General features: G+C 49.3%; 25 protein-coding genes. 13 read left to right on the top strand and 12 right to left on the bottom strand.

Annotation, left to right across the window (positions count from 1 at the left end; all coding sequences use genetic code 11):
• Window positions 1-14: 14 nt before the first annotated feature.
• The 4 genes from msrC (at window position 15) to htpX (ending at window position 4,448) form a co-directional block, all read left to right on the top strand.
• Window positions 15-512, top strand: a complete 498-nt coding sequence (msrC, locus tag ACJHWK_RS11435) for an L-methionine (R)-S-oxide reductase (protein ID WP_001043882.1) — start codon at window positions 15-17, stop codon at window positions 510-512.
• 96 nt (window positions 513-608) lie between these two features.
• Window positions 609-1,307: an RNA chaperone ProQ gene (gene proQ / locus ACJHWK_RS11440; RefSeq protein WP_000431370.1), complete on the top strand. Its 699-nt coding sequence runs from the start codon at window positions 609-611 to the stop codon at window positions 1,305-1,307.
• 19 nt (window positions 1,308-1,326) lie between these two features.
• On the top strand, window positions 1,327-3,375 hold the full coding sequence (gene prc / locus ACJHWK_RS11445; RefSeq protein WP_170886286.1) for a carboxy terminal-processing peptidase: 2,049 nt from the start codon (window positions 1,327-1,329) through the stop codon (window positions 3,373-3,375).
• A 191-nt stretch (window positions 3,376-3,566) separates the two neighbouring features.
• On the top strand, window positions 3,567-4,448 hold the full coding sequence (htpX, locus tag ACJHWK_RS11450) for a protease HtpX (RefSeq protein WP_000984502.1): 882 nt from the start codon (window positions 3,567-3,569) through the stop codon (window positions 4,446-4,448).
• Between the two features lie 45 nt (window positions 4,449-4,493).
• Here htpX and ACJHWK_RS11455 read toward each other — a convergent pair whose 3' ends face one another.
• Window positions 4,494-5,867, bottom strand: a complete 1,374-nt coding sequence (locus tag ACJHWK_RS11455) for an MFS transporter (protein ID WP_001590227.1) — start codon at window positions 5,865-5,867, stop codon at window positions 4,494-4,496.
• A gap of 176 nt (window positions 5,868-6,043) precedes the next feature.
• Here ACJHWK_RS11455 and kdgR point away from each other — a divergent pair, with 176 nt between their 5' ends.
• Entirely contained in the window at window positions 6,044-6,835 is a 792-nt protein-coding gene (gene kdgR, locus ACJHWK_RS11460) for a DNA-binding transcriptional regulator KdgR (protein ID WP_001262183.1), read from the top strand.
• 143 nt (window positions 6,836-6,978) lie between these two features.
• On the opposite strand, the gene ACJHWK_RS11465 is transcribed toward kdgR, so the two are convergent.
• Complete coding sequence (locus tag ACJHWK_RS11465) at window positions 6,979-7,218, bottom strand: YobH family protein (protein WP_001211011.1); 240 nt, start codon at window positions 7,216-7,218, stop codon at window positions 6,979-6,981.
• Between the two features lie 158 nt (window positions 7,219-7,376).
• On the opposite strand from ACJHWK_RS11465, the gene mgrB reads away from it, so the two are divergent.
• From mgrB to rlmA, 5 genes are all read left to right on the top strand, one after another.
• On the top strand, window positions 7,377-7,520 hold the full coding sequence (gene mgrB, locus ACJHWK_RS11470; protein WP_000714550.1) for a PhoP/PhoQ regulator MgrB: 144 nt from the start codon (window positions 7,377-7,379) through the stop codon (window positions 7,518-7,520).
• 74 nt (window positions 7,521-7,594) lie between these two features.
• Window positions 7,595-7,882, top strand: coding sequence for a YebO family protein (locus tag ACJHWK_RS11475; protein WP_001006866.1), 288 nt, complete (start codon window positions 7,595-7,597; stop codon window positions 7,880-7,882).
• Window positions 7,883-8,551: 669 nt separating this feature from the next.
• Window positions 8,552-8,695 (top strand): DUF2627 domain-containing protein, encoded by a 144-nt coding sequence (locus tag ACJHWK_RS11480; protein WP_001295496.1) that lies wholly within the window; start codon window positions 8,552-8,554, stop codon window positions 8,693-8,695.
• Window positions 8,696-8,707: 12 nt separating this feature from the next.
• On the top strand, window positions 8,708-8,917 hold the full coding sequence (gene cspE, locus ACJHWK_RS11485; protein WP_001062678.1) for a transcription antiterminator/RNA stability regulator CspE: 210 nt from the start codon (window positions 8,708-8,710) through the stop codon (window positions 8,915-8,917).
• Window positions 8,918-9,082: 165 nt separating this feature from the next.
• Window positions 9,083-9,892 (top strand): 23S rRNA (guanine(745)-N(1))-methyltransferase, encoded by an 810-nt coding sequence (gene rlmA, locus ACJHWK_RS11490; RefSeq protein WP_001520698.1) that lies wholly within the window; start codon window positions 9,083-9,085, stop codon window positions 9,890-9,892.
• On the opposite strand, the gene mntP is transcribed toward rlmA, so the two are convergent.
• From mntP to manX, 5 genes are all read right to left on the bottom strand, one after another.
• The gene (gene mntP, locus ACJHWK_RS11495) at window positions 9,889-10,455 is read right to left on the bottom strand and encodes a manganese efflux pump MntP (protein ID WP_170886287.1); all 567 of its coding nucleotides are present in this window, start codon (window positions 10,453-10,455) and stop codon (window positions 9,889-9,891) included. The genes rlmA and mntP overlap by 4 nt on opposite strands.
• A gap of 428 nt (window positions 10,456-10,883) precedes the next feature.
• Window positions 10,884-11,342: a DUF986 family protein gene (locus ACJHWK_RS11500; protein ID WP_000156255.1), complete on the bottom strand. Its 459-nt coding sequence runs from the start codon at window positions 11,340-11,342 to the stop codon at window positions 10,884-10,886.
• Between the two features lie 54 nt (window positions 11,343-11,396).
• Entirely contained in the window at window positions 11,397-12,248 is an 852-nt protein-coding gene (manZ, locus tag ACJHWK_RS11505; RefSeq protein WP_000228655.1) for a PTS mannose transporter subunit IID, read from the bottom strand.
• Between the two features lie 12 nt (window positions 12,249-12,260).
• A complete protein-coding gene (gene manY, locus ACJHWK_RS11510; protein WP_000406926.1) occupies window positions 12,261-13,061 on the bottom strand; it encodes a PTS mannose transporter subunit IIC in 801 nt (266 codons plus the stop codon).
• A 62-nt stretch (window positions 13,062-13,123) separates the two neighbouring features.
• On the bottom strand, window positions 13,124-14,095 hold the full coding sequence (gene manX, locus ACJHWK_RS11515) for a PTS mannose transporter subunit IIAB (RefSeq protein ID WP_000150543.1): 972 nt from the start codon (window positions 14,093-14,095) through the stop codon (window positions 13,124-13,126).
• A gap of 316 nt (window positions 14,096-14,411) precedes the next feature.
• Between manX and ACJHWK_RS11520 the strand changes: the two genes are divergently transcribed.
• Window positions 14,412-14,570, top strand: coding sequence for a protein YoaL (locus ACJHWK_RS11520; protein ID WP_001327808.1), 159 nt, complete (start codon window positions 14,412-14,414; stop codon window positions 14,568-14,570).
• A complete protein-coding gene (yoaE, locus tag ACJHWK_RS11525) occupies window positions 14,558-16,114 on the top strand; it encodes a CNNM family cation transport protein YoaE (protein WP_000394983.1) in 1,557 nt (518 codons plus the stop codon). The genes ACJHWK_RS11520 and yoaE overlap by 13 nt, the downstream gene beginning before the upstream one ends.
• Window positions 16,115-16,117: 3 nt before the next feature.
• Here the strand turns inward: yoaE and ACJHWK_RS11530 are convergent, their stop codons facing one another.
• From ACJHWK_RS11530 to pabB, 4 genes are all read right to left on the bottom strand, one after another.
• On the bottom strand, window positions 16,118-17,716 hold the full coding sequence (locus tag ACJHWK_RS11530) for an EAL domain-containing protein (RefSeq protein ID WP_001520696.1): 1,599 nt from the start codon (window positions 17,714-17,716) through the stop codon (window positions 16,118-16,120).
• 130 nt (window positions 17,717-17,846) lie between these two features.
• Window positions 17,847-19,211, bottom strand: a complete 1,365-nt coding sequence (gene sdaA, locus ACJHWK_RS11535; protein ID WP_000624292.1) for an L-serine ammonia-lyase — start codon at window positions 19,209-19,211, stop codon at window positions 17,847-17,849.
• 183 nt (window positions 19,212-19,394) lie between these two features.
• Window positions 19,395-19,973: a CoA pyrophosphatase gene (locus ACJHWK_RS11540; protein ID WP_000456725.1), complete on the bottom strand. Its 579-nt coding sequence runs from the start codon at window positions 19,971-19,973 to the stop codon at window positions 19,395-19,397.
• A gap of 3 nt (window positions 19,974-19,976) precedes the next feature.
• Window positions 19,977-21,338, bottom strand: a complete 1,362-nt coding sequence (pabB, locus tag ACJHWK_RS11545; protein ID WP_001520695.1) for an aminodeoxychorismate synthase component 1 — start codon at window positions 21,336-21,338, stop codon at window positions 19,977-19,979.
• 73 nt (window positions 21,339-21,411) lie between these two features.
• Here pabB and ACJHWK_RS11550 point away from each other — a divergent pair, with 73 nt between their 5' ends.
• Window positions 21,412-21,591: a YoaH family protein gene (locus ACJHWK_RS11550; RefSeq protein ID WP_000457334.1), complete on the top strand. Its 180-nt coding sequence runs from the start codon at window positions 21,412-21,414 to the stop codon at window positions 21,589-21,591.
• Between the two features lie 119 nt (window positions 21,592-21,710).
• Here the strand turns inward: ACJHWK_RS11550 and ACJHWK_RS11555 are convergent, their stop codons facing one another.
• Window positions 21,711-22,010 (bottom strand): DUF1889 family protein, encoded by a 300-nt coding sequence (locus tag ACJHWK_RS11555; RefSeq protein WP_001111989.1) that lies wholly within the window; start codon window positions 22,008-22,010, stop codon window positions 21,711-21,713.
• Window positions 22,011-22,385 lie beyond the last annotated feature (375 nt).

Below are 22,385 nucleotides of genomic sequence, written 5' to 3' on the forward strand. Positions count from 1 at the left end.
CAAGTGATTATATAATGAACAAAACAGAATTTTACGCGGATTTAAATCGCGACTTTAACGCGCTGATGGCAGGAGAAACCAGTTTTCTGGCAACGCTTGCGAACACCAGTGCGTTGTTATACGAGCGTCTCACTGACGTAAACTGGGCAGGTTTTTATTTGCTTGAGGACGATACACTGGTACTCGGACCATTTCAGGGCAAAATTGCCTGTGTCCGGATACCCGTCGGGCGCGGGGTGTGCGGCACTGCGGTTGCCCGCAATCAAGTGCAGCGTATCGAGGATGTTCACGCGTTTGACGGGCATATTGCCTGTGATGCGGCGAGTAATTCTGAAATTGTTCTGCCGCTGGTGGTGAAAAATCAGATTATTGGTGTTCTCGACATCGATAGTACCGTCTTCGGTCGCTTTACAGACGAGGACGAGCAAGGCTTACGTCAGCTTGTGGCACAGCTTGAAAAAGTGCTTGCAACGACGGATTACAAAAAATTCTTTGCGAGCGTCGCAGGATAATCAACGGATAACGTAGCATTTACTGGTAGCGTCATTATAATGACGCCTGTTCATGCCTGCGCTTGTTGGCTACGTCCGTTGTAATCAGGAAATTTCATGGAAAATCAACCTAAGTTGAATAGCAGTAAAGAAGTAATCGCGTTTCTGGCCGAACGTTTTCCCCACTGTTTCAGTGCGGAAGGTGAAGCGCGTCCGCTGAAAATCGGTATTTTTCAGGATTTGGTCGATCGTGTTGCCGGGGAAATGAACCTGAGCAAAACGCAATTGCGATCCGCTTTACGTCTCTACACTTCGAGCTGGCGTTATCTTTACGGTGTTAAACCCGGCGCAACGCGTGTCGATCTTGACGGCAACCCATGCGGTGAGCTGGACGAGCAACATGTAGAGCATGCTCGCAAGCAGCTTGAAGAAGCGAAAGCGCGTGTTCAGGCACAGCGTGCTGAGCAGCAAGCGAAAAAACGCGAAGCTGCCGCAGCTGCTGGTGAGAAAGAAGACGCACCGCGCCGCGAACGCAAGCCACGTCCGACCACGCCACGCCGCAAAGAAGGCGCTGAACGTAAACCTCGTGCGCAAAAGCCGGTAGAGAAAGCGCCAAAAACAGTAAAAGCACCTCGCGAAGAACAGCACACCCCGGTTTCTGACATTTCAGCTCTGACTGTCGGACAAGCCCTGAAGGTGAAAGCGGGTCAAAACGCGATGGATGCCACCGTATTAGAAATCACCAAAGACGGCGTCCGCGTCCAGCTGAATTCGGGTATGTCTTTGATTGTGCGCGCAGAACACCTGGTGTTCTGAAACGGAGGCCGGGCCAGGCATGAACATGTTTTTTAGGCTTACCGCGTTAGCTGGCCTGCTTGCAATAGCAGGCCAGACCTTCGCTGTAGAAGATATCACGCGTGCTGATCAAATTCCGGTATTAAAGGAAGAGACGCAGCATGCGACGGTGAGTGAGCGCGTAACGTCGCGCTTCACCCGTTCTCATTATCGCCAGTTCGACCTCGATCAGGCATTTTCGGCCAAAATCTTTGACCGCTACCTGAATCTGCTCGATTACAGCCACAACGTGCTGCTGGCAAGCGATGTTGAACAGTTCGCGAAAAAGAAAACCGAGTTAGGTGATGAACTGCGTTCAGGAAAACTCGACGTTTTCTACGATCTCTACAATCTGGCGCAAAAGCGCCGTTTTGAGCGTTACCAGTACGCTTTGTCGGTACTGGAAAAGCCGATGGATTTTACCGGCAACGACACTTATAACCTTGACCGCAGCAAAGCGCCATGGCCGAAAAACGAGGCTGAGTTGAACGCGCTGTGGGACAGTAAAGTCAAATTCGACGAGTTAAGCCTGAAGCTGGCAGGAAAAACGGATAAAGAAATTCGTGAAACCCTGACTCGCCGCTACAAATTTGCCATTCGTCGTCTGGCGCAAACCAACAGCGAAGATGTTTTCTCGCTGGCAATGACGGCGTTTGCGCGTGAAATCGACCCGCATACCAACTATCTTTCCCCGCGTAATACCGAACAGTTCAACACTGAAATGAGTTTGTCGCTGGAAGGTATTGGCGCAGTGCTGCAAATGGATGATGACTACACCGTTATCAATTCGATGGTGGTAGGTGGTCCGGCAGCGAAGAGTAAAGCTATCAGCGTTGGTGACAAAATTGTCGGTGTTGGTCAAACAGGCAAGCCGATGGTTGACGTGATTGGCTGGCGTCTTGATGATGTGGTTGCCTTAATTAAAGGGCCGAAGGGCAGTAAAGTTCGTCTGGAAATTTTACCTGCTGGTAAAGGGACCAAGACCCGTACTGTAACGTTGACCCGTGAACGTATTCGCCTCGAAGACCGTGCGGTTAAAATGTCGGTGAAGACCGTCGGTAAAGAGAAAGTCGGCGTTCTGGATATTCCAGGTTTCTATGTGGGTTTGACAGACGATGTCAAAGTGCAGTTGCAGAAACTGGAAAAACAGAATGTCAGCAGTGTCATCATCGACCTGCGTAGCAATGGCGGTGGGGCGTTGACTGAAGCGGTATCGCTCTCCGGTCTGTTCATTCCATCCGGTCCGATTGTTCAGGTCCGTGATAACAACGGTAAAGTTCGTGAAGACAGCGATACCGATGGGCAGGTTTTCTATAAAGGCCCGCTGGTGGTGCTGGTTGACCGCTTCAGTGCTTCGGCTTCAGAAATCTTTGCCGCGGCAATGCAGGATTACGGTCGTGCGCTGGTTGTGGGTGAACCGACGTTTGGTAAAGGCACCGTTCAGCAATACCGTTCATTGAACCGTATTTACGATCAGATGTTACGTCCTGAATGGCCAGCGCTGGGTTCTGTGCAGTACACGATCCAGAAATTCTATCGCGTTAACGGCGGCAGTACGCAACGTAAAGGCGTAACGCCAGACATCATCATGCCGACGGGTAATGAAGAAACGGAAACCGGTGAGAAATTCGAAGATAACGCGCTGCCGTGGGATAGCATCGATGCCGCGACCTATGTGAAATCGGGAGATTTGACGGCCTTTGGACCGGAGCTGCTGAAGGAACATAATGCGCGTATCGCGAAAGATCCTGAGTTCCAGAACATCATGAAGGATATCGCGCGCTTCAACGCTATGAAGGACAAGCGCAATATCGTTTCTCTGAATTACGCTGTGCGTGAGAAAGAGAATAATGAAGATGATGCGACGCGTCTGGCGCGTTTGAACGAACGCTTTAAACGCGAAGGTAAACCGGAGTTGAAGAAACTGGATGATCTACCGAAAGATTACCAGGAGCCGGATCCTTATCTGGATGAGACGGTGAATATCGCACTCGATCTGGCGAAGCTTGAAAAAGCCAGACCCGCGGAACAACCCGCTCCCGTCAAGTAATATCAATCAGGCACAAGAAATTGTGCCTGATTTTTTAACAGCGGCAAGATGCCGTAAATCAGATGCTACAAAATGTAAAGTTGTGTCTTTCTGGTGACTTACGCACTATCCAGACTTGAAAATAGTCGCGTAACCCATACGATGTGGGTATCGCATATTGCGTTTTGTTAAACTGAGGTAAAAAGAAAATTATGATGCGAATCGCGCTCTTCCTGCTAACGAACCTGGCCGTAATGGTCGTTTTCGGGCTGGTACTGAGCCTGACAGGGATACAGTCGAGCAGCGTTCAGGGGCTGATGATCATGGCCTTGCTGTTCGGTTTTGGTGGTTCCTTCGTTTCGCTTCTGATGTCCAAATGGATGGCATTACGATCTGTTGGCGGGGAAGTGATCGAGCAACCGCGTAACGAAAGGGAACGTTGGCTGGTCAATATTGTAGCAACCCAGGCTCGTCAGGCGGGGATCGCTATGCCGCAAGTGGCTATCTACCATGCGCCGGACATCAACGCTTTTGCAACCGGTGCGCGCCGTGATGCCTCTCTGGTTGCTGTCAGCACCGGTTTGCTGCAGAACATGAGCCCGGATGAAGCCGAGGCGGTAATTGCTCATGAAATCAGCCACATCGCCAATGGTGATATGGTCACCATGACGCTGATTCAGGGCGTGGTGAACACCTTCGTTATCTTTATTTCCCGTATTCTGGCGCAGCTTGCCGCGGGTTTTATGGGCGGAAATCGTGATGAAGGTGAAGAGAGCAACGGCAACCCGCTGATCTACTTTGCGGTTGCAACGGTTCTGGAACTGGTGTTTGGTATTCTGGCGAGCATTATCACCATGTGGTTCTCGCGTCATCGTGAATTCCATGCTGATGCCGGTTCGGCAAAACTGGTTGGTCGCGAGAAAATGATTGCCGCGCTGCAGCGCCTGAAAACCAGCTATGAACCGCAAGAAGCAACCAGCATGATGGCTTTCTGTATTAACGGTAAGTCGAAATCGCTCAGTGAGTTGTTCATGACTCACCCGCCGCTGGATAAACGTATTGAAGCTCTGCGTACGGGTGAATACCTGAAGTAATATGAAGTAAATACTAAAAAGCGCGTCCTGCTCGACGCGCTTTTTTTATGCCCTGGATCTTGGCTGAGTGATACGTAACCCACTGATACAGGCAGCAATCACTGCCAGAATAGCCGCAGCCATCAGCGAGACGTGAGTACCATTATCACCAAACTGATTTAGCATCAGCGCCACCAGCGCCGCGCCACTACTCTGACCCAATAGACGAGCCGTCCCTAACATGCCACTGGCCCCACCGCTACGTTCGCGCGGAGCGGAGGTAATAATGGTGTGGTTATTGGGTGACTGAAATAAGCCAAATCCAGCGCCACATAAGATCATCGGCCAGATAATATTGATATCCGCAGGTGACGCGGGCAGCAGAACCAGGGAAAAAAGCCCCGCAGCCATGATGAATAATCCTAAAGCACCCAGCAATCCTGCATGTACGCGTTCAATCAAATAGCCTGCCAGCGGAGCCATCACCATCGTTGCTAACGGCCACGGTGTCAGAAGTAAACCTGTTTCGACTTCACTACGCCCGAGCACGGTTTGCAGGTAAAAGGGCAGGGAAACCATTGCCAGCATTTGTGCGCAGAAAGAGCAAACAGATGTGCAAATAGAAAGTGAAAACAGCGGGATACGCAGTAAATCCACCGGTAGCAGCGGTACGGGAAGAGAAAGCTGGCGGCGAATAAAGAAAATACCAACGACAACCATTACCACCAGTTCCGCACCAATCAATGTCAGCGATTGCCCCTGAGCGAAACCACTCAACGCAGTGATAAGCAGGCCGAAGGTTAACGCGTTCATCACGGCGCTGGGCAGGTCGAAACGGGGTTTACTGGCGCGAGAACCATTGGGTGGCAGAAAACGCATTGCCAGAAGCAGGGCGATAATACCCAACGGTACGTTGATTAAAAATAACCATTTCCAGGATGCGATGGAGAGGATTGCTGCAGCAATTGTCGGCCCGGCAGCAGAAGAAACGGCAACAATAAACGAGTTTATGCCCATCCCTCTACCCAGAAAACGTTGTGGATAGATCAGGCGGATAAGTGCGGTATTAACGCTCATCAACGCTGCACCGCCGAAACCTTGTATGACACGCGCAAGGGTGAGCATTTGCAGCGAATCAGAAAGGGCGCAGAACAGTGAAGACAACAGAAAAACGACCAGACCGCATTTATAAATACGTCGATAGCCAAACATATCGCCCAGAAACGAAAATGAGAGCAGGGAGATGACAATGGCGATTTGATAGGCGTTCACTACCCAGATGGAACTGGCTGGCGTGGCATGAAGGTCCGTGGCGATTGTTGGCAGGGCGACGTTGGCGATTGCGCCGTCAAGGACAGCCATCGAAATACCAATCACAATGGTTAATATCGCACCGTATCGCTGGGGCAATGGCAGGCCGTCGGCCTGAACTTTTGGCATAGGAATTTTATATCTTTGGTGAATAATCAACAGGGGTATGATTCTAGCACTGATATTCACGGTGGATGTCGCAGAATTGTAACTAACCGGCAAAAGATGGATTGCGACCACCCTGGTGCGAAATTATAATAAAAAACAGTTCTGATTTTTATAAAACACTCGCAATGAGGTGATAAATGGCTAACGCAGATCTGGATAAACAGCCTGATTCTGTATCTTCCGTGCTGAAAGTTTTTGGCATTTTGCAGGCGCTGGGTGAAGAGCGCGAAATAGGGATAACCGAGCTGTCGCAGCGCGTCATGATGTCAAAAAGCACCGTTTATCGCTTTTTACAGACCATGAAAACCTTAGGTTATGTGGCGCAGGAAGGGGAGTCGGAGAAATATTCCCTGACCCTGAAATTGTTTGAACTGGGCGCTCGCGCGTTACAAAACGTCGATTTAATTCGTAGCGCAGATATCCAGATGCGTGAGATTTCCCGCCTGACCAAAGAAACTATCCACCTCGGCGCACTGGACGAAGACAGTATTGTTTACATTCACAAAATTGACTCTATGTACAATTTGCGCATGTATTCACGGATTGGGCGTCGTAATCCGCTGTACAGCACCGCAATTGGTAAGGTACTGCTGGCATGGCGCGATCGCGATGAAGTGAAGCAAATTCTTGAGGGCGTGGAGTATAAACGCAGTACCGAACGGACCATCACCAGTACAGAATCGTTATTACCCGTTCTGGACCAGGTGCGCGAGCAGGGGTATGGCGAAGATAACGAAGAGCAGGAAGAAGGACTGCGTTGCATTGCGGTTCCGGTATTTGATCGCTTTGGCGTGGTCATTGCCGGTCTGAGCATCTCCTTCCCGACGTTGCGTTTCTCCGAAGAGCGTTTACAGGAATATGTCGCAATGTTGCATACCGCGGCGCGCAAAATTTCTGCCCAAATGGGTTATCACGACTATCCATTCTGATGAGAGTAAGAACCTGTCTGAATATCAAACAGACAGGTTCTTTATTTAGCATGAGAAAAATAAAGTTGAAGGTGGCGTTATATTAAACGCACTTGCGATAAGAATATTTTACTCATGAGTGAGAATCTGGTTATTTATTACCCTTAACCATTATCGACCACAATATTGCTTTTACGTAACAACGGGCAATCTGTTATCCCCAGAAAACCACTTTTAGTGTGCAGGTATTGTACCGTGCTGGTGCCTCTGGCGGTCAGATAGGTACATTGCAAACCTAATCCCGCGGCATTCTCTTTGCTTCCAATCAAAACGCCATATCCGCTGAGTAATAATCCTATCCATACCAGTGCTATCAGCATAACTGTGCGAATGATGAATCGCATTACAACCTCTTCTCTTTTTATGTTCGCTTAATCGTAGCGGCAATATGCGCTGAAGCAAGCGACTCATTCTGAAAAAGCACGAATATCGACATAGTTAGGCGCTGTTTAACTAACGCATGCTAGTTTAATGACATAAGGTAGGTGAAACGGAGATTGGAGTGAAAAAGTTTCGATGGGTCGTTCTGGTTGTCGTGGTGTTGGCTTGCTTGCTGCTTTGGGCGCAGGTATTCAACATGATGTGCGATCAGGATGTACAATTTTTCAGCGGAATTTGTGCCATTAACCAGTTTATCCCGTGGTGATATCATTTTTTCAGCACTAGATTTTCTTCCTCTCCAGCAGTGGTAGAATAGCGCCTCTACTCAGAGGTGGTGAAATGAACGAAGTTGTAAATTCAGGCGTGATGAACATTGCGTCTTTGGTTGTATCGGTGGTGGTTCTTCTTATCGGGCTCATCTTGTGGTTTTTTATCAATCGTGCCAGTTCACGGACTAACGAACAGATTGAACTGCTTGAGGCGTTGCTGGATCAGCAAAAACGTCAAAATGCTCTGTTACGTCGTTTGTGCGAAGCAAACGAACCTGAGAAAGCAGATAAAAAGACCGTTGAGAGTCAAAAATCGGTTGAAGACGAAGATATTATTCGTCTGGTCGCCGAACGATAATCCTTCCTCAATCTTGAGTAACCCCGTCGTTGAAGGGTTACTCAATTCATCCTGATTATACGCACTGCCATGGTGCAACTGCTTCAAATTAAAACTCTGGTCTGACTTCAAATAATTATCATATTATTTATTTGCGTAACGGGATATCAGAAAAAGATATTTAGCCCATTAATTTATTAGGATGTTTACATCGGATTTGTGATTAAGTGTGGTATTATTTATTAGCGAAACGTTTCTCTCTTGATTTTTTTGCGCATTCATCAATTTTTCTTATTTTAAATTTACAATACCTTTGGCGATTGACTTCTCTTTGGGGTGATCGATAGCCGTTAACTGACTGTTTTATGAGAAAAAGTGATATAACTTTTTATTCATTGCATAGCAGAAAATGTGATATTGCACGCACTATGTAATAACTTCTCCCACTGGCCTGGAACAACTGAACTTATTGAACTATGTTAGAAAATACGTCAGTTTAAGTATCTGCCTGAACTGGCAAGGTTAAGCACAATGATATATCGGCGCGTATTCCGTTGCATAAGTGTGCAAAAAAAGTGGAAGACGTATCGAGATTTGTGCGTCTGATCGAGACATGTTTAAAAATGGCTTGCCATAATTAACGTTGTATGTGATAACAGATTTCGGGTTAAACGAGGTACAGTTCTGTTTATGTGTGGCATTTTCAGTAAAGAAGTCCTGAGTAAACACGTTGACGTTGAATACCGCTTCTCTGCCGAGCCTTATATTGGTGCCTCATGCAGTAATGTGTCAGTTTTATCTATGTTATGCCTGCGGGCGAAGAAAACAATCTAAGGAATTTTTCAAATGGCAAAGATTAAAGGTCAGGTTAAGTGGTTCAACGAGTCTAAAGGTTTTGGCTTCATTACTCCGGCTGATGGCAGCAAAGACGTGTTCGTACACTTCTCTGCTATCCAGGGTAATGGTTTCAAAACTCTGGCTGAAGGTCAGAACGTTGAGTTCGAAATTCAGGACGGTCAGAAAGGTCCGGCAGCTGTTAACGTAACAGCTATCTGATCGAATCCACTGATCTGAAGTGTGAATACGCTTCAATCTCGCTATAAAGCCTCGTCGAATGCGAGGCTTTTTACTTTGCTTTATCTTCGCTCCAGTCGTTCGGATATTTGCCCGCCGCGTGATTCGCGTTACACTTGCGGCCTTTAGTATCCTGCCGGAGTTGTCATGTCGTTTTCCTGTCCACTTTGCCATCAGCCTCTTTCGCGTGAAAAAAACAGCTATATCTGTCCCCAGCGACATCAGTTTGATATGGCGAAAGAAGGGTATGTCAATCTGCTGCCCGTTCAGCATAAACGGTCTCGTGATCCGGGCGACAGCGCGGAAATGATGCAAGCACGCCGCGCATTCTTAGATGCCGGACATTATCAGCCGCTGCGTGATGCAATTGTCGCCCAACTGCGGGAACGGCTTGATGAAAAGGCCACAGCGGTGCTGGATATTGGCTGTGGTGAAGGGTATTACACACACGCATTTGCCGATGCGCTGCCCGAAATCACCACGTTTGGCCTGGATGTCTCGAAGGTAGCGATAAAAGCGGCGGCGAAACGCTATCCGCAGGTCACTTTTTGTGTTGCTTCCAGCCACCGTTTGCCGTTTTCCGATACCAGTATGGACGCCATAATACGTATTTACGCGCCGTGTAAAGCAGAAGAATTAGCGCGAGTAGTGAAGCCTGGCGGTTGGGTCATTACTGCCACGCCGGGACCGCGACATTTGATGGAGCTGAAGGGGCTGATTTACAATGAAGTACATCTTCATGCACCTCATGCAGAACAACTGGAAGGTTTTACATTACAGCAGAGTGCTGAGTTGTGTTATCCGATGCGTCTTCGCGGTGACGAAGCCGTCGCATTATTGCAGATGACGCCGTTTGCCTGGCGTGCGAAGTCAGAAGTCTGGCAAACACTGGCAGCAAAAGAAGTGTTCGACTGCCAGACGGACTTTAATATTCACCTCTGGCAGCGTTCTTATTAACCGTGGGAGTGCGTCCAGAGGATCTGGACGCCGATGCCGATCAGTACCAGCCCACCGAGAATTTCCGCTTTTTTCCCAATAATTGAGCCGATAAAGCGACCAACCATCATCCCTAATGTCGACATAATCAAGGTTGCACAACCAATGGCCAATGCGGTCGCGATAATGTTGACCTGAAGGAAAGCAAGACCAACACCCACAGCCATGGCATCCAGGCTGGTGGCAATCGCGGTGGTTACCAGTAGCCAGAAACCGTGCCGACGGCGCGGCTCTTCATCTTCATCATCAGCGCCACGAAAACCCTCAATAATCATTCGCCCGCCGAGGAATATCAGCAGCACAAACGCAATCCAGTGATTCCATTCAAGGACAAACCGGCTGGCTAACATGCCCATTCCCCAGCCGATCAGCGGTGTCAGGGTTTCGACGGCACCAAAAATAAGGCCGGTTCGCAATGCTTCAGAAAATTTCGGTTTATGGAGGGTGGCACCTTTACCGATTGATGCAGCAAATGCATCCATCGACATACCAAACGCAAGAAGAACAGTAGCAGTGATATTCATGACAACGTCCTGACCGGGGTATCCATAAAACACATCATCGCCCCCAGCAAACATGCATACATGAACAACAAACCGCGATGGTTTTCGCGTTCATGCAGGCATAGCGATTGATGTGCATATGGTCTCGCCTGACTGAAAGTGTTCAGTCCGTACGTGCCACGTTTTGCAACGAGTATGTTGACACGTACATTTCCGGAATCTGGAAATCGGCTACTCCCCAAATGAGGGCGCAACCTTAACATATTTTGAGAATATAAAACAACTGTTGGAATATATTATTTCATTGCTTTATTGATAACGATTTTCATTTAGATTTATATATCAATGAAACGTTAAGATAAATAACAAATAAGGGAAGGGGTAATATAGCCTAAGCTATGTCTGATTATTAAAAATACACTAAACATAGCTTTGGCTAAATTGATAACTTATTGAGTTGAAACGAGAAGCTTATAAATTTTTTCCAGATCGTCGATATTTCGAACGCGGATTAACAGCCGACGCTGTTCTAATTGCATCACCAACACGCCATCTTCCGACAAGTTCATCGCTTTGATTCGGCTATATTCAATCCAGACATTGGCGAAGAAAAAACCTTTTTGTTTAAAGATGATCTTCGGAACGCGGATCCAGAATATATAAAAACCCATCAGAGCCAGTGCACTTAATAACCATGTTGTTATTAGCGCGCCATGATTCGTGACGTTGTTATAGATAAGAATGACAATCAATCCGACGAAGATAACGCTATCGATGCGACCACGCCGGAGCAAAGGAATTGCCAGCAGAGTGGGGCCGTTACGGCGGGGCATGATGAACTGATCGTAGATCGCGAAGGCCAGGAGTGCGGCGATGAAAAGAATCAGTACCAGGTCCGTGATTGTCATTAATCCTCCAGATAAAAAAACGGGGCCAAAAGGCCCCGGTAGTGTACAACAGTCTTACAGTCCCAGCAGGCCGCAAGCGTAACCAGCGATACCGATGACGAAGAAGCCAACGATGATCCACAGCGGGTTAACTTTTTTGCGCAGTAGCCACATACAAGCAAAGGTCAGCAGCAGTGGTACCAGGCCTGGCATTAACTGGTCCAGAATAGTCTGGACAGTGGTAACGTGCTCTTTGCCCGTCTGGTCAGTAATGCGAGAGACAACCAGCGGGATGTTGACATGCGTCCACTTGTTAACTAATGCCCCCATGACAAACAGGCCGAGGATAGACGCCCCTTCCGTCAGTTTTTGCAGGAAACCACCACCCATATCTTTAACGATATCGATACCTTTGGAGTAACCATACGCTACGCCGTAGTAACGGGTTGCCAGACGCACCAGGTTAAACAAGATGAAGAACAGCAGCGGACCTAACAGGCTGCCGCTCATTGCGATACCGGCACCCAGCGCTGCAAATACCGGTCGTACGGTTCCCCAGAAGATCGGGTCGCCTACACCAGCCAGCGGCCCCATCAAACCGACTTTGATACCGTTGATAGCACCGTCATCGATCTCTGCGCCATTAGCACGCTGTTCTTCCAGCGCCAGGGTTACGCCGAGAATCGGCGCAGCCACGAACGGCTGGGTGTTAAAGAACTCCAGGTGACGGCGAATAGCTTGTTTACGAGCTTCGTTGTTCTCAGGGTAGAGGCGACGAATTGCCGGTACCATAGAGAAGCAGAAACCCAGTGCCTGCATACGTTCGAAGTTCCATGAACCCTGGAAGAGGTTAGAACGCAGGAAGACGCCACGAATATCACTTTGAGTGAGTTTTTTCTCGGTGGTAGTTTGAGTTGTATCAACCATTTCGCTCACCTGTTAGTCCAGTTCGTTATCGAGATCGTTGTTACCAGCTGCCTGAGCAGGCGCACCGGCTACGCGGTTGTATTTCGGGCTAAGTTGGATGTAGAGCACTGCCATAACAGTACCAATCACACCCAGAGCAACCAGGTTAAAGTTGGTGAATGCTGCGGTTACGAAGCCGAGGTAGAAGAACGGCATCAGGTAACCAGCACGCATCATGTTGATAACCATCGCATAACCAACCACCACGATCATGCCACCGGCGATATTCAGACCATTGGTCACCACTTCCGGAATCGCGTTCAGCATGTTCTGTACTTCGCTGGTACCAACAGACAGCGCAACGATGACGGCCGGAATAGCCACACGCATTGCTTGCAGGAACAGAGAAGAAACGTGGATCCAGGAAATCGCTGTCAGGTTGCCGTTATCAGCAGCCTTATCCGCAGCGTGCTGGAAAGCAACGGTAATAGTACGAACGATGATGGTCAGTACCTGGCCCGCAGCGGCCAGAGGGATTGCCAGTGCAATACCTGCACCAATGCTCTGATGACCTGCGATAACCAGAATGGTAGAAATGATGGAAGCCAGAGCGGCGTCAGGCGCAACTGCAGCACCGATGTTCATCCAGCCCAGCGCGATCATTTCCAGCGTACCACCGATAATAATACCGGTTTTCATATCGCCAAGAACGATACCCACCAGGGTACACGCGATTAGCGGACGGTGAAACTGAAATTCATCGAGGATTGATCCCATACCTGCGATACAGGCTACGATAAATACCAGCACAATTTGAAGAGTGGTAATCTCCATTGTACTTCTCCTGTTTACGTAAGACTAAAGTGTGAAAACTGAGTGATAATCAACACAATACGTTACTTATCGATTTTGCTGATCAGATCCATCATTTTCAGTTTCGGATCGGTGGAAACCTTACGGACTTCCAGCTCAATACCGCGCGCATTCAGTTTCTTGAACGCCTCGATATCTTTTTCATCAACCGAAACCGCGTTATTCACCTGGGTTTTACCCTGACGGAATGCCATACCACCGACGTTAACAGAGGTGATTTTCACGCCGCCTTCAACGAGACGCTCTACATCTGTTGGGTTGGTAAATAACAGCATTACACGTTCGCCAGCATATTTCGGGTTGTTGTAGACGCGAATCATTTTGGCAACATCAACTACGTGTGCTGTTACGCCCGGAGGTGCAACCTGGGTGAGCAGTGTCTTACGAACGGTATCCGCAGCCACTTCATCACTAACAACAATAATACGGGAGACATTGGTTTCTTTGGTCCAGCGGGTGGCGACCTGACCGTGAATCAGACGGTCGTCGATACGCGCAAGGCCAATAACCATGTAGTCGTTTGGTCCCATTGGTTTTGCCGGAGTTGGAGCCGCTTTTGGTGCTGCGGCAGCGGGTGCTGGCGCGGCTTTTTCAACCGGTTTGGCTTTCAGAGCTTTCACGCCTTCACGGCCTGTTTCTACTGCCAGCGCAACCAGTTCATCAAAGCTTGGGTCATCATCACGGGCCATTAACGTTTCCACGAGCATTGGAATGTTAACGCCTGCAATGACTTCATAATGCTCTTTGTCGACGACAATGCGGCTGGCAGCATTGAACGGGCTGCCTCCCCATGTATCAACGAGAAACAGCACGCCTTTAGTGGTGTCGAGTTTTGCCAACTGAGCGTTGTACTTTTCAATCAGCGTTTCGGCATTTTCACCTGGAACGAAATCGATCCAGCCGACGTTTTCCTGCTCGCCTAACAGCATTTCTGCGGTTTTAAGCAACTGCTCTGCAGCCCAACCATGTGTGCCTATAACAATAGCAATGGTCACTTGCTACCTCCTTTATTATCGTTAACACCTCAACGTGCCAGATGTATTTTTGAATCGTCGTCCACAATCGAATCGATTCAGATAAGGGCTACAACCAAAAACCCCTGCATTTCGCGATTTATTTTAGATATCGAAAAAATTATTTTATGTGATGAAGATCCGTAATTTAACTTTCGATTAGCAGAAATTTCGAAAGGTAAAATATCCTTGTCACATTCGTTTGCAAAGGAAGGTAAATCTTTGCCAAATCAGAGGCGTCTCTGATATGTTTAACTCCCGTTTAACAACCATGGAGTATAGGGCAGTAGCCCGCAGTATGGATCGTCACCGACGTCATTTCAGCATCAGGCCTTTTAACGCCTGCCTTTCTGGCACTCTATGCCGCACCTTTCGTTTGCATTTTGTCGTTACGCCTGCATTATTTCTGGCGTCGAATAGCTATTCCTTAAGCAGGAGCTTGTCATGGAATTCTTAATGGACCCCTCAATTTGGGCGGGGCTACTCACGCTTGTTGTTCTCGAAATTGTGCTGGGTATCGATAACCTGGTCTTCATCGCCATTCTTGCTGACAAACTGCCGCCAAAACAACGCGATAAAGCGCGTTTGCTGGGATTATCACTGGCGCTGATTATGCGTCTGGGGCTGCTGTCGCTGATTTCATGGATGGTCACGCTGACCAAACCGCTATTTACCGTCATGGATTTCTCCTTCTCCGGACGCGACCTGATTATGTTGTTCGGGGGGATATTCTTGCTGTTCAAAGCAACAACCGAACTGCATGAACGGCTGGAAAACCGCGATCATGATTCCGGCCACGGTAAAGGCTACGCCAGTTTCTGGGTGGTCGTCACACAGATTGTCATCCTTGACGCCGTCTTCTCATTGGATGCGGTAATTACGGCAGTAGGGATGGTTAACCATCTGCCAGTGATGATGGCGGCGGTAGTGATTGCGATGGCGGTTATGCTGCTGGCATCGAAACCGCTGACGCGATTTGTTAACCAGCATCCCACGGTGGTGGTGCTCTGTCTGAGCTTCCTGTTAATGATAGGTCTGAGTCTGGTGGCAGAAGGTTTCGGTTTCCACATTCCGAAAGGTTACCTGTATGCCGCGATTGGCTTCTCGATCATCATCGAAGTGTTTAACCAGATTGCGCGTCGCAACTTTATTCGTCACCAGTCGACTTTGCCGCTGCGAGCGCGTACTGCCGATGCCATCCTGCGTTTGATGGGCGGGAAACGTCAGGCCAATGTTCAGCACGATGCCGATAACCCGATGCCGATGCCGATCCCGGAAGGTGCGTTTGCCGAAGAAGAACGTTACATGATTAACGGCGTACTCACGCTGGCGTCGCGTTCTCTGCGCGGGATCATGACGCCGCGCGGTGAAATAAGCTGGGTTGACGCTAATCTCGGGGTCGATGAAATCCGCGAGCAGCTGCTCTCCTCACCGCACAGCCTGTTCCCGGTATGTCGCGGTGAACTGGATGAAATCATCGGAATCGTACGTGCTAAAGAACTGCTGGTGGCGCTGGAAGAGGGCGTTGATGTGGCGGCGATTGCTTCGGCGTCTCCGGCGATTATCGTCCCTGAAACCCTCGATCCGATCAACCTGCTGGGCGTGCTGCGTCGTGCTCGCGGGAGCTTTGTTATCGTGACCAACGAGTTTGGTGTGGTACAAGGTCTGGTCACGCCGCTGGATGTGCTGGAAGCCATTGCGGGTGAATTCCCGGACGCTGACGAAACGCCGGAAATCATTACCGATGGTGACGGCTGGCTGGTAAAAGGCGGTACAGATTTGCATGCCTTGCAGCAGGCGCTTGATGTTGAGCACCTTGCCGATGACGATGATATCGCGACGGTCGCGGGCCTCGTGATCTCGGCAAATGGTCACATTCCCCGTGTGGGCGATGTGATTGATGTAGGGCCACTGCATATCACCATCATTGAAGCCAATGATTATCGTGTTGATCTGGTTCGCATTGTTAAAGAGCAACCGGCGCACGATGAAGATGAGTAAGCGTTAACGTAACGGCATAATGGGTGTGATATGTCCATTATGCCGGGCGGGCGGCGGTTGGCTGCCCGCCAGCCATTTGGGAAAATCACATAGTGGCATCGGCTGTGCGTACAAATACCCTTGCAAAATATGGACGCCATGACGGCGCAAATATTTCGCCTGTTCTTGCGTTTCCACACCCTCCGCCACCAGTTCAATATTCAGTCTTTGCCCCAGTGCGATGATGATATCGGTCACCGTCGAGTTAACCGCGTCAGAACCTATAGCTGCGGTAAATGACTTATCAATTTTCAGCACGTCAGGACGTAATGTTTCAAGCCAGGAAAACGAGCTGTTGCCGGTGCCGAAGTCATCAATCGCCAGTTTGACGTTTTTACGATGCAGCTCGCGGGCAATCCGATAATCCACATCCAGTAAGGCATCGCGTTCGGTGATTTCGAGGATCAGTTGCTGAATCGGGTGAGCGCTAAACCAGTACTGATTGAGATCTTTTATCAGCACACCACGGCGAAAATGGCTGGGTGCGACGTTAATGCCAACATGAAACTGACTACTCATTGGGAAAACATGCCGCTGACGGATGGTTTCTGCCATCACATAGCGGGTCAGTGGCACAATTAAATGATGTTCTTCCGCGATAGGAATAAACACATCCGGTGAAATCCAGCCCTGACGTGGATTGTTCCAGCGCAGCAAAATCTCTACACCAATACATTGCTGGCTGCGCGCATTAAGCAAAGGCTGGCAGAACAATTCGAACTCATGTTGCGCCAGGCCCAGATTGATCTCGCGGGAAAAGCTCATTCGGTAAGCGGTCGCCAGCCAGGCGATGTAGCCCACCAGTAAACTTAGCAGCACCGCCAGCGGTAATTGTGTTGGAAGATAGTGCCATGCCAGCGCCGTAGCCCCCGGACCATTAACGTTAATGGTAAAAGGAAAGCGTTGCGAAGAAACCTGATAGTTTTCATTGTCTTCAGGTTGCGGAAGGGAATCTACCAGCCCATTACCATAGAGCAAATGCCGTTTGCCCACCGTCAGGCTGGCGCTACTGATTTGCGGCAGTTGTGGCTCAAGGAGCATTGCCGTCAGTAAGTCGATGTTAATCATCTCCATGACCCCAGCATTGCTACTGCCCGCTGAAGGTGTCCATTGAATCAAAACCGGACTGCCTTTAATCAGGGCACGGTCGATCGTCAGGCGTAAAAGTGGTTGCGGTGCAGGAAGTTCAGCCAGAATGTCCACGACGGGCACATTGCGATAACCAAAAATGCTGGAGCAATAAAGTGTGCCGTCTTGCACCAGGCCAATGGATCGCACAGTTTGGAGTTTTGCCGCCTGTTTACGTAATGGCAAATGGGCGACAGAGCAGGGCAGACCAATCAGCGGAAGCAAGACTTCGCTACCTGCCTGTAGGGGAAGCAGTACTTTATCTAATTCCTCTACAGCGTGATTGGCGAATTGTACTACCCGTTGTTGATTTAAGTTACGCTGTGAAATAAATCGCACGCTCAGGGTCGAAGCGAGCGTAACGAGTGCGCAAATCGTACAAACAATCATTCGATTACGGCGATAGGTTTTAATGATCCGTTGTGCTTTTTGCATGCGGGCCACCCTGTAAGCGTATGGCGACAAACGCCTGACGCAACAGTGGAAGTGTAGTGGGGAATATTACAGCAGACGAGAAAGCGGGGATAAATTCGCCCATCCGTTGCAGATGGGCGAGTAAGAAGTATTAGTCACACTGGACTTTGATTGCCAGACCACCGCGTGAGGTTTCGCGGTATTTAGCGTTCATGTCCTTACCGGTTTCGTACATCGTTTCGATGACCTTATCCAGCGAGACGCGCGGTGCACTGGTGCGACGCAGGGCCATCCGCGCGGCGTTAATCGCCTTGACTGACGCAATGGCGTTACGTTCAATGCACGGCACCTGAACTTGCCCTGCAACAGGGTCACAGGTCAGACCGAGGTTGTGCTCCATGCCAATTTCCGCTGCCACACAAACCTGTTCCGGGCTACCGCCCAACAGCTCGGCAAGGCCCGCAGCAGCCATTGAACAGGCAACACCCACTTCGCCCTGGCAACCGACTTCCGCACCGGAAATAGAGGCGTTCATTTTATACAGTGCACCAATCGCGCCCGCTGCCATAAAGTAACGGGTATAGATGTCCGGGCTGACCGATTCAATAAAGTGGTCATAGTAAGCCAGCACTGCCGGAACGATACCGCAGGCACCGTTGGTTGGCGCAGTTACCACACGACCACCGGCGGCGTTTTCTTCGTTAACTGCCAGCGCAAACATGTTTACCCAGTCAATGACATTCATCGGATCGTTAGACAGTTTATCGCTGGAAACCAGCATCCGGCGCAGGGCAGACGCACGACGTGGCACGCGCAGCGGGCCTGGCAGTACACCTTCGGTGTTCATCCCGCGATCGATACATGCCTGCATGGTTTGCCAGACATGCGCGAAATACTCGTCGATCTCTTTCTTGCTGTGCAGCGCCAGTTCGTTCTGCATAGCGAGACCAGACAGCGAATAGCCGGTTTCATTACAGTACGCGAGCAGTTCGGTGGCAGATTTGAACGGATACGGCACGCTCACTTCGTTGGCAGCATCCTGACCAAAGTGTTCTTCATCGACGATAAAACCGCCGCCGATGGAATAATAAGTTTTGCTGTAGATGACTTCATCGCCGTTATAGGCGTGGATTTGCATACCGTTTTCATGCAGCGGCAGGTTGCCGTTATGAAAACGCATCCCGTTGTCGCGCGGGAAATCCACTTCATGCCGTCCCTGTGCCAGCAGCAGACGTTCGCGCTCTTCTACGTCGCGAATAAAACCGGGAATACTGTCGATATCCACGGTGGCAGGTTCGTTACCTGCAAGACCCATAATAATGGCGATATCGGTGTGGTGGCCTTTACCCGTCAGCGACAGTGAACCATAAACGTCCACGGCAACGCGAGTAACGCTATCCAGTAAGCCTTTTTCGACCAGATCATCGACGAACTGTTTACCCGCCTTCATAGGCCCTACGGTATGGGAAGATGAGGGACCAATCCCCACCTTAAACATGTCGAATAGACTAATCACGATAATACTCCTGACAAGGTGACTGGACTTCCAGTAACGAACTAATAACAGCGCATAGTGTAAGAGGGAACGCGGCGACTGGCTTAACTATTCACATGAATTAAACTAATCAAAAACCGCGATTTAACTAATATTGCGATGATTGTCTCAAGTAGTGTTTTGTAGATGTAAAGATAAGTATAGTCAGGGTTTCACACCAATTTGCAGCGCCAGTTCACGAATAATGCCTGCGGTCATTCCCCATACAAAATACTGTTCGTACCAGGACAGCCATACCCGATGTGAATCGCCACGGCGGTAGATATCTAAAGGGTGATAACGACCCAGATGTAATGCCTGGGCGAGCGGCATTTCAAACACCGCCGAGACTTCATCTTCACTGGCGCGATACGGCAGATCGGGCGGGATAATGCCGACCACCGGGGTTACCTGATAGCCAGTTACGCTATCGACGGGCGGCAGCACGCCGATAACTTCAACGGCGGAAGGCGGTATAGCGACCTCTTCTTCAGCTTCGCGCAGCGCAGCGGCGATAACTGATGCGTCCGTGTCATCGACTGCGCCTCCAGGGAATGCCACTTGTCCAGCGTGTTTACGCAGATGAATCGAACGCTGAGTCAGCAACAACCCCGGTTGCGGTCGACGGACGATGGGGATTAACACGGCAGCCTGACGATGATTTAGGGTTTCCCGGTTAATTTGCGGGCGCAAAAGTTGAAAGCGCGATAAAAAATCATCAAGCGTCAGGCTACGGTATTCCACGTCTTACTTCTCCAGTTGGCGTAATATCTTATTAACTTTATCAAAAGTTTCCTGATATTCCGCTTCTTCCTGGCTATCGGCGACAATTCCACCGCCCGCAGAGCAGTAAATTTGTCCGTTAATGGCAGTCAGCGTGCGGATAGTAATGCTGGTGTCCATGTTGCCGCAAAAGCTCAAATAGCCAATGCTGCCGCACCAGGCATTACGTCGCTGCGGTTCCAGTTCGTCGATAATTTCCATAGCCCGTACTTTCGGAGCCCCGGTTATTGAGCCACCAGGAAAAGCTGCGCGCAGCAGATCGCTGGCGTGTAACTGTTCTGGTAGTTGCGCCGTTATGGTGCTGACCAGATGATGCACGGCAGGGAAGGGTTCCACCACGAAGAGCTCTGGTACTTTTACCGAACCTGCTACGGCAACACGACCGATATCATTACGCATTAAATCGACAATCATCAGATTTTCAGCGCGATCTTTGGGGGAGTTCGCCAGTTTCTCTGCTTGTTTGCTATCTTCCTGAGGATCGGGCAGGCGTGGTAGCGTGCCTTTAATCGGGCGGGTCTGGATTTCACTATTATCACAAAGGATAAACCGCTCTGGCGAAAGGCTTAAAATCGCGCCCTGTTCAAGGCGTAAAAAAGCGCTAAACGGCGCGCGGTTGGCCTGATTAAGCTGAAGGAATGCCTGCCATTCATCGCCAGAATAGGCCGCTTGAAAACGCTGGGCGAGATTCACCTGATAGCAATCACCACTGTGCAGATATTCCTGTACCTGGCGAAATTTTTCGCCGTACTGCTCGCGGGTCATATTGGATTGCCAGTCGGAAGTGAGCGCGAAATCTTCCTGCGGGGAGAATTGCTGGCTTTCCAGCCAGGCCCGACGGGCATTGACATCATTATGACTCAGCAAAGAAACTGTTTGACGCTGGTGGTCAACAACCAGCGCCCAGTCGTAGATACCCACTGCCATATCAGGCAGAACGATATCTTGCTGCGCAATTTCTGGCAGTGACTCAAAACGGCGGCCCAGATCGTAGCCAAACAACCCCAGCGCGCCGCCCTGAAATGGCAAATCTTCGTTATGCGCTGGGCGAATGTCTGCGCGATCCAGCACCTGCTGGAGCACCTGTAGCGGGTCATCAGTGGTCGTTGTGCGTTTTTCGTTTTCACTAACAACGGTTTCTTTACCGAAAGTGGTTAAAGTGCAAATCGGCTCGGCGACCACAATATCAAAGCGGCTATACGGATGATCGGCATAGCCGGAGTGTAAAAGCATCGCCCACGGCAGGTGGCTTAAGCGGGAGAAATAAAATTCAGCGGCGTCCTGACGCCAGGGTAAAGTAATCACAGCGGGAGATAACGTCTTCATCAGTCCTGACTCTACTGGCTATGTGCCGGGTAGCATGAAATAATTAGCGCCAACAATTTAGCAGGAGTTAACAATGTTTGCAGGTTTACCTTCACTCACCCATGAACAGCAGCAAAAAGCTGTCGAGCGGATCCAGGAACTGATGGCACAAGGGATGAGCAGCGGCCAGGCAATCGCGCTGGTGGCAGAAGAGCTGCGTGCCAACCACTCCGGCGAGCGAATCGTGGCGCGTTTTGAGGATGAAGACGAGTAACACACTAATCCGTATCGCTTTCGTTATACAAGCCGATGATTATTTGATTGTGAGAAAAAGGACGCTTTTCATATGTGATTAAAAGCGTCCTGACCCATTTATGCTGATGTAAATTTAACTCAGACCAGTGCTTTTAGTTCTTCCTGCATATATGTTGAAAAGTATTCAGGATTTTTAATCACAATGCGTTCACCAGACTCCATTTTTTTTGCCCATCCAACCATTTTTTCCGTGAACCCCGGGTTCCAGCCTTCCTGGTCAGCTCGCGCCGTAATATCGGCGGCGCTCGCGGGTACTCCCAGTTCTTTTAAATATTTAAAGATTCCCTTCGCCGTGCTTTCATTCATCGAACTTGGTGTTGGTGCTGATACATCCATGGCACCAATGAAATCCAGGGCTTTATCTATTACAGCAGGCATATTCTTATCCTTAAAATTAACCATGTTATCGATAAGGCTATATATGACCTTAATTTGCATCTAATATCAAAGGGATTATAACGATATGGCACGAGTTAACCTGTTGACATTCAGGTGTTTTAAAGGTAGCAGCTCATGGTGTGTTATCCAGTAAGAGGGAGAAAATTAACGGTCAGTCCGCACGCTATAACCAGATTGTTCAGCTAAGAAAGAAAACCAGAGTTGCTAATCAAAGGGCGAACACAACGGCATGGTTATGTTTATTTATATAGCTAGTTTTATAGATGAAATTGAAATTATAAAAATAAATAATGAATTAGCAGGAGCATCAACAGTAATAACTTAATCTCTGGTCGATTTATGCAAAACCGACCA

Source organism: Escherichia sp. WS547 (assembly GCF_046486065.1).
Taxonomy (GTDB): domain Bacteria; phylum Pseudomonadota; class Gammaproteobacteria; order Enterobacterales; family Enterobacteriaceae; genus Escherichia; species Escherichia coli.